The following is a 7,479-nucleotide window of genomic DNA, read 5'->3' as shown; positions in this document are numbered from 1 at the left end:
TAGTAAAGCTGGAATCATTGGAGAACAAGAAGGATTTATTAATTTAACCGATATGAAAACAAAGGTGAGACGCGGGGAAGAAGAACTGTTGATTCGAATGCTGGAAATCTGAAACGTGTTGGGCAATGGAAGAAAAGCGATGTTCATATTGTAGGACTAGCAAAGCTTGGAAACCGAATTCAGAATTGTCTCCTCAGTGGGCGCATTATATGATGCACAAGCTGTCAAAACAGCAAAAAAATAATAATACGTCAGCTAGTCATCATTCAACATTGCTGACTTTTTCTTATTACAGAAGCTCCCCTTCTTCTGTTTAAAAAGTTGTATAATAATGAATAACTACTGAATTATTCACCTTTTAAGGAGGTTGCTGATTTGCATCAGATAAACCCGTTCAAATATGCATCAGATGAAAAACGCTACCACACCTGGAACTATCATTTACGTCAAGAATTTGGTCACAAAGTGTTTAAGGTTGCTCTCGATGGCGGCTTTGACTGTCCCAATCGTGACGGTACTGTCGCCCACGGCGGATGTACATTCTGTAGTGCCGCTGGATCCGGAGACTTCGCAGGTAACCGAGTCGAGCCACTAGATGTTCAATTTAGAGAAATTAGTGAAAAAATGCATCATAAATGGAAAGATGGTAAATACATGGCCTACTTCCAAGCGTTTACGAATACACACGCACCTGTTGAAGTACTTCGGGAAAAATACGAAGGCGTTCTCCAGGAAAAAAATGTTGTCGGTTTATCTATAGGTACTCGGCCTGATTGTTTACCTGATGATGTTGTTGAGTATTTGGCCGAGCTTAACGAACGGACGTATCTTATTGTGGAGCTTGGACTGCAAACCGTGCATGAGAAAACAGCTCAGATGATCAATCGTGCTCACGACTTTGCCTGCTACAAAGAAGGTGTTGAAAAATTACGCAAGCATGGCATACGTGTCTGTTCTCATATTATTAACGGCCTTCCGCAGGAATCTTATGAAATGATGATGGAAACAGCACGTGAAGTTGCCAACCTCGATGTTCAAGGAATCAAAATTCATTTACTGCATCTTCTAAAAGGAACACCAATGGTCAAACAATACGAAAAAGGGCTGCTTGAGTTTCTTACCTTTGAAGACTATATCTCGCTTGTTTGTGATCAGCTGGAAATTCTTCCTCCTGAGATGATTATTCACCGCATAACAGGCGACGGCCCTATTGAATTAATGGTTGGGCCTATGTGGAGCGTTAACAAGTGGGCAGTATTGAATGCCATTGATGCAGAATTAAAGAAACGTAACAGCTATCAGGGGAAATTATACATAACGGAGGGTCCACGTAAATGAAACTAGAAAAGATCTTACCATTTGCCAGTCGTTTATTGAAAGACTCCTTAACTCATGGAGATATCGCCGTTGATGGAACAGTCGGAAATGGTTTTGACACCGTTTTTCTTGCAAATCTGGTCGGTGAAGAAGGGCATGTTTATGGGTTTGACATTCAGCAAGCTGCGATTGATCAAACGAAGAAAAAACTAGCATCCGAGCAGGTAACCGAACGATGCACATTATTTACTGCTGGACATGAACAAGTGACCTATCGTATTCCCGAGAAACACCACGGTCAAATAAAAGCTGCCATTTTTAATCTTGGTTATCTTCCTGGCGGCGACAAGTCAATTATCACACATTTTGAAACGACTATTTCAAGTGTAGAACAGCTCCTTGATATTATGGCTCCAGGCGGAATGATTGTCCTCGTTATTTATCATGGTCATCCTGGGGGTGCTGAAGAACGCGACCATCTACTCGAATACGCCGCAGCGTTATCTCAGCATCGTGCACATGTCTTGCAATACCAGTTTATAAATCAAGTGAACGACCCCCCATTTATCCTTGCTATAGAAAAAATATAGATTAAAAAGAAGCTGCCAAATTTAGGCAGCTTCTTTTCATTGAACTACGTATCCCAGCGTCTTCAGGCGGGTTTCCACAAAACTAAGCGCATAGGTGAATACATCGTTTCTTTCTGGTTCATTAAAAATCTCATGATAAAGTCCGTGCCATTCTTTATATTGCTTTTCACTGCATTGATTATAATTAAACCATTCTCTGACGGGGCGCTTGTCAACTATCTTATCGTCTCCACCCTGCATTAATAGCATTGGAACATCCTGAAATTCCGGAATATCCTCAAAGGCCTCCTTAATTGCACCCAGTAGTTCACGATACCAGCGAACGGAAACCTTCGTAACATATAATGAATCGTTGAGATCTTCTTCCTGGATTTCTAAATTTCTCGTAACTAGTTCAGGCTTGAGACCCGCATCAATTCTTAATTTAGGCAACGCAATATTTAACCCAATTGAAGCCGCACCGAGGAGCTTAGGCGGCTGAGCCATCAGTCCTAAACAAGGTGAAGAAAGAATGACGCCGGCTATTTCCAATTCATCTTCTTGTAAAAGTCTAATAGCAATCAGGCCTCCCATGCTATGTCCCAGCAGGAAGACTGGAAGCGCATATTCATATGCCTCTTCAATCCAAGTCCTGACCTCATTTAAGTACTGTTCAAATGAATTAATATGTCCTCGATAGGCTCTTGTTGTCATTCCTTGGCCTGGAAGGTCCCCCATAATAACATGATACCCAGCAGAGCGCCACATTTGTGACAGCCATTTATATCGGCCATGATGTTCCATTGCTCCATGTACCATAACAATTACAGCTTTCGGGCTTCCTTCAGCCTCCCATTTCCACATATGATGTCCCCCCTATCATTTTCAAGGTGTATTTTTTTCCAAATAGGTTTTCGTCCTTTATAATACAAATAATACATAAAAAATGTCGATTTCGGAAAGGATTTGTTTTAAATATGCCAGTTTACCCATATAAAAACAAAATACCTCAAATTGCTGAAAGCGTTTATCTTGCTGAGAATACAATTATAACAGGTGATGTTACCATTGATGCTGAATCAACCATTTGGTTCAACTCCGTCATTCGAGGGGATGTTGCTCCAACCATTATCGGAAAAAAAGTTAACATACAGGATAATAGTATTTTACACCAAAGCCCTAATAATCCTCTGATTATTGAAGATGAAGTGACGATTGGACATCAAGTTATTCTTCATAGCTGTAAAGTTAGGAAAGGTGCACTTATCGGAATGGGCTCGATCATTCTTGATAAAGCTGAAATCGGTGAGGGTGCATTTATAGGAGCCGGCAGTTTGGTCCCTCAAGGGAAAGTGATTCCACCTAACACGTTGGCATTCGGAAGACCGGCTAAAGTCATCCGCGAGCTAACCGAAGAGGACAAACATGATATGGAGCGTATAGTAACCGAATATGCCGAAAAGGGCCAATATTATAAATACACTGCTCCACTAGAATAAGATATGAATTCATTACATATAAGAGCTTGATTGTTCTAGTATTGATTCAGAAAAGCAGGATAATGCAAAAAAAAGAAATCTTACCTAGGTAAGACTTCTTTTTTTGTTTATGCTTTTGCTTGTTCTTTTAAAGAAGCTGCCTTGTCTGTACGTTCCCAAGGAAGATCGACATCCGTACGGCCAAAATGTCCATACGCTGCAGTTTGTTTATAAATCGGTCTACGAAGATCGAGCATTTTAATAATTCCAGCAGGGCGAAGATCAAAGTTCGCACTGACTAAGTCCACTAAAATATCTTCATCCACTTTTCCTGTACCGAATGTATCAACAGCGATTGAAACCGGCTTAGCTACACCGATAGCGTAAGCAAGCTGTACTTCTACTTTGTCAGCCAGACCCGCTGCCACTAAATTCTTCGCTACATACCGCGCAGCATACGCAGCTGAACGATCCACTTTTGTCGGATCTTTACCAGAGAATGCGCCGCCGCCATGACGAGCATATCCACCGTACGTATCAACAATAATTTTCCGTCCTGTCAGACCTGCATCACCTTGTGGTCCTCCAATGACGAAACGGCCAGTCGGATTAATGAAATATTTTGTTTCATCATCAATTAACCCGCTAGGCACTACCACATTAATGACATGTTCTTTTAAATCACGTTGAATTTGTTCCAATGTAACATCAGGACTATGTTGAGTCGAAATAACAATGGTATCTACACGGACCGGCTTGTTATTTTCATCATACTCAATCGTTACCTGTGTTTTACCATCTGGACGAAGGTACTCTAACGTTCCATTTTTACGGACTTCTGCTAGACGACGAGAAAGCTTATGAGCCAATGAAATAGGCAACGGCATAAGTTCTTCTGTTTCGTTACAAGCAAACCCAAACATCAATCCCTGATCTCCAGCACCGATTGCATTAATTTGATCATCAGTCATTTGGCCTTCACGAGATTCAAGAGCTTCATCGACTCCAGCAGCAATATCTGCTGACTGTTCATCAATCGAACTTAATACAGCACATGTTTCAGCATCAAAACCATATTTTGCGCGTGTGTATCCAATACCAGCAATTGTATCACGCACGATTCTTGGAATATCTACATAGGTAGAAGTAGTAATTTCACCAGCAACTAAAACTAAACCAGTTGTAACCGATGTTTCACATGCAACACGTGCATTTGCATCCTTAGCTAGGATAGCATCCAAGATTGAATCTGAAATCTGATCACAAATTTTATCCGGATGTCCTTCTGTCACAGACTCAGAAGTAAATAAACGACGTTTCTTTGACATTCTTTTGCCTCCTCAAATGTTCAGGCTAAGAAAAGGAATGGCAGCCATTCACATTATCTTTCCCATTTTGTTAGACGAAACTCATTCCCAGTTGGTATTATATAATAGAAGCAGAAAGGTTGATGCGAATCATTCATAGTAAAAAAGAATGATTAAACGCATAAAAACCCTTCCTAGTTTTTGAGGAAAGGTTTGTTGTCTCGAAATGATCCTTTCACTCTTATCGTTCAAGGGTTTTTTTACCTTGCTCAGGTTAGCACCAACACTAAAATGATTTTGCAAACAATTGCTGATTAAAGCAATTTATTGTTTTATCAAAATCAAACATTCTAGCAGGTTGCTGGGTTTCATTGGGCCTGGCCCTCCACCATCTCGGGATAAGAGAATCCGTACAATTTAAAATCATAACGTAATTCTACAAATTCTGTCAATACTTATTTCCTATTCAGAAGAAAAAGTTTCTATTTTCCACTATCCTCACATAATGTCATAGTGCAAAGGAAAAATGGAGTAAAAGGCATATAGCCTATAGATCCTTTCAATAAATTTCACCAATTAAAACCTTTTCCTCTCAGAAAATACAAGAAACAAAACAAATAGTATAGACTATTAAAACTAATGTGTTATACTATTTATAAATTGATTATAAATTCAAAAAAAGGTAGGTATCTCCTATATGAATACGCTTGATATCTCAAATGAGTTACACCAATTATTATCCGGTAACAACATACATGTGCAGCTTTCTGTACCTCAATTAGTTGAAAAAGTTTTAAGCCGCAACGAAGGGCAGCTCACGTCAACAGGAGCTGTAAAAGCTGAAACCGGAAAATACACAGGACGTTCTCCTAAGGATAAATATATAGTAGATGAAAAAGCTGTTCATGAAAAGATTGATTGGGGTACTGTAAACCAACCGATTTCTAGTGAAGTATTTGCAAAGTTATACGATAAAGTCCTGCAGTATTTAAAACAAAAAGATGAAGTATTTGTTTTCAAAGGCTTTGCAGGTGCAGATAAACAACATCAATTACCCATTCAAATAATTAACGAATACGCTTGGCATAATCTGTTTGCCCATCAATTATTTATTCGGCCAAATGAAGAAGAACTTCAAGATCATTTATCAGAATTCACGGTTATATCAGCACCAAACTTTAAAGCAGATCCAGCCGTAGACGGTACACAGTCAGAAACGTTTATTATTATTTCTTTTGAACGCAGGACGGTATTAATCGGCGGTACTGAATACGCAGGAGAAATGAAAAAATCTATTTTCTCAGTAATGAACTATCTTCTTCCTGAAAAAGGGATTCTTCCAATGCATTGTTCAGCCAATGTCGGCAGAGAAGGCGACGTCGCTTTATTCTTTGGTTTATCAGGAACTGGCAAGACTACATTATCTGCAGACTCCAACCGAAAATTAATTGGTGATGATGAGCATGGCTGGTCTTCAAATGGCGTTTTCAACATCGAAGGCGGCTGCTATGCAAAATGCATCAATTTATCTCGTGAAAAAGAACCTCAAATCTTTGACGCCATTCGTTTTGGTGCCGTTCTTGAGAATGTAGTTCTTCATCCAGATACCCGCATTGCGGATTATGACAGCAGTGCCTTGACTGAAAATACACGTGCTGCCTACCAAATACAATCGATTGATAATATCGTTGATCCAAGTGTTGCAGGTCACCCAACAACGATTATCTACCTAACTGCTGATGCATCAGGCGTATTGCCTCCTATCAGTAAACTAACGAAAGAACAAGCCATGTTCCATTTCTTAAGCGGCTATACGAGTAAATTAGCTGGAACGGAGAGAGGCATCACCTCCCCCGAAGCTACGTTCTCCACTTGCTTTGGTTCACCATTCCTACCGCTTCCTGCAGTCCGCTATGCAGAAATGCTCGGCGAAAAAATTGATGAACACAGCGCAAAAGTATTCCTCGTCAATACAGGTTGGACTGGCGGCGAGTACGGCGTCGGCAGCCGAATGAAGCTTGCTTATACAAGAGCCATGGTACAGGCAGCACTAGAAGGAGAATTAACCAACGTCGAAACCATCAAGGACGAAGTATTTGGCTTTGATATTCCACTACACGTGCCCGGCGTTCCAGACGAAGTACTCCAGCCTACACGAACATGGGAAGACAAAGATGCCTATAAAGCTAAGGCCATCGAACTAGCACAAAAATTCAATGAAAACTTCAAACAATTTTCAAATGTAGCCAGTACAATTAAAGAATTAGGCGGCCCATTAGTCAAATAAAAAATGCTCTCCCAAAAGATCATTGATCTTGTGTGGAGAGCGTTTTTTTATTTATATGAATGTATATCTACATCTGAATTTTTAAAAACTCAGCATATATTGGTAAATCCACCGAGTTAAATCACCGAGATTGGCATTAAATCCACTTAATCCTCTGTCATTCGTCCTTAAGTGAGAAACATACGCCCCTTCCGGCATTTTATTCGGCCCATAGTCAAGATCATTCCGCCCTTTCACCAAAAGATTCGACCCGACACCCTTTTAGATACACGTTCTGGATAACCCCGGTCCGCGCAGAAACGCCTTCATAAAATAACATCTTGGCCCTTAATTTTTCCCTTTTTCTGCCTAAATAGCCAGGCTTTCTCGTAAATCTCTTCATTTAAAGCGGACGATTGGCATCAGATCCGCTAAATCCTCGTTCATTCAGCCTGAACTCTGCATGATTCTGCCCAAACTCAAAATCATTCGGCTCGACGTCCTTTTAGATACACATTCTGGATAACCCCGATCCGCGCAGA

Annotated in this window: 6 protein-coding genes and 1 riboswitch; of the genes, 4 read left to right on the top strand and 2 right to left on the bottom strand. The window is 40.4% G+C overall.

Translation table 11 applies throughout. The features are described from left to right. Window positions 1–375: 375 nt before the first annotated feature. Window positions 376–1,338 (top strand): tRNA modification radical SAM protein MnmL/YtqA, encoded by a 963-nt coding sequence (mnmL, locus tag AC52RT_RS18280; RefSeq protein WP_495542073.1) that lies wholly within the window; start codon window positions 376–378, stop codon window positions 1,336–1,338. After that, the gene (mnmM, locus tag AC52RT_RS18275; protein WP_495542072.1) at window positions 1,335–1,907 is read left to right on the top strand and encodes a tRNA 5-(aminomethyl)-2-thiouridylate-methyltransferase MnmM; all 573 of its coding nucleotides are present in this window, start codon (window positions 1,335–1,337) and stop codon (window positions 1,905–1,907) included. The genes mnmL and mnmM overlap by 4 nt, the downstream gene beginning before the upstream one ends. Window positions 1,908–1,943: 36 nt before the next feature. Here mnmM and AC52RT_RS18270 read toward each other — a convergent pair whose 3' ends face one another. Beyond that, window positions 1,944–2,750 carry an alpha/beta hydrolase gene (locus AC52RT_RS18270; RefSeq protein WP_495542071.1) on the bottom strand — a complete coding sequence of 269 codons (807 nt, stop codon included), beginning with the start codon at window positions 2,748–2,750 and terminating at the stop codon, window positions 1,944–1,946. A 113-nt stretch (window positions 2,751–2,863) separates the two neighbouring features. On the opposite strand from AC52RT_RS18270, the gene AC52RT_RS18265 reads away from it, so the two are divergent. Continuing rightward, a complete protein-coding gene (locus AC52RT_RS18265) occupies window positions 2,864–3,385 on the top strand; it encodes a gamma carbonic anhydrase (RefSeq protein WP_495542070.1) in 522 nt (173 codons plus the stop codon). Window positions 3,386–3,492: 107 nt separating this feature from the next. On the opposite strand, the gene metK is transcribed toward AC52RT_RS18265, so the two are convergent. Further along, entirely contained in the window at window positions 3,493–4,692 is a 1,200-nt protein-coding gene (gene metK / locus AC52RT_RS18260) for a methionine adenosyltransferase (RefSeq protein WP_495542069.1), read from the bottom strand. A 217-nt stretch (window positions 4,693–4,909) separates the two neighbouring features. Continuing rightward, a riboswitch (SAM riboswitch) is annotated at window positions 4,910–5,076 on the bottom strand. A gap of 292 nt (window positions 5,077–5,368) precedes the next feature. On the opposite strand from metK, the gene pckA reads away from it, so the two are divergent. Next, a complete protein-coding gene (gene pckA / locus AC52RT_RS18255; RefSeq protein WP_495542068.1) occupies window positions 5,369–6,958 on the top strand; it encodes a phosphoenolpyruvate carboxykinase (ATP) in 1,590 nt (529 codons plus the stop codon). Window positions 6,959–7,479 lie beyond the last annotated feature (521 nt).

Source organism: Peribacillus sp. (assembly GCF_059453735.1).
This window is presented reverse-complemented; position numbering and strand designations above follow the sequence as displayed.

Excerpts from the sequence above, each read along its gene's own strand:
- mnmM (WP_495542072.1), top strand. The coding sequence starts at position 1,335 with ATGAAACTAGAAAAGATCTTACCATTTGCCAGTCGTTTATTGAAAGAC.
- AC52RT_RS18265 (WP_495542070.1), top strand. The coding sequence starts at position 2,864 with ATGCCAGTTTACCCATATAAAAACAAAATACCTCAAATTGCTGAAAGC.
- metK (WP_495542069.1), bottom strand. The coding sequence starts at position 4,692 with ATGTCAAAGAAACGTCGTTTATTTACTTCTGAGTCTGTGACAGAAGGA.
- pckA (WP_495542068.1), top strand. The coding sequence starts at position 5,369 with ATGAATACGCTTGATATCTCAAATGAGTTACACCAATTATTATCCGGT.
- AC52RT_RS18270 (WP_495542071.1), bottom strand. The coding sequence starts at position 2,750 with ATGTGGAAATGGGAGGCTGAAGGAAGCCCGAAAGCTGTAATTGTTATG.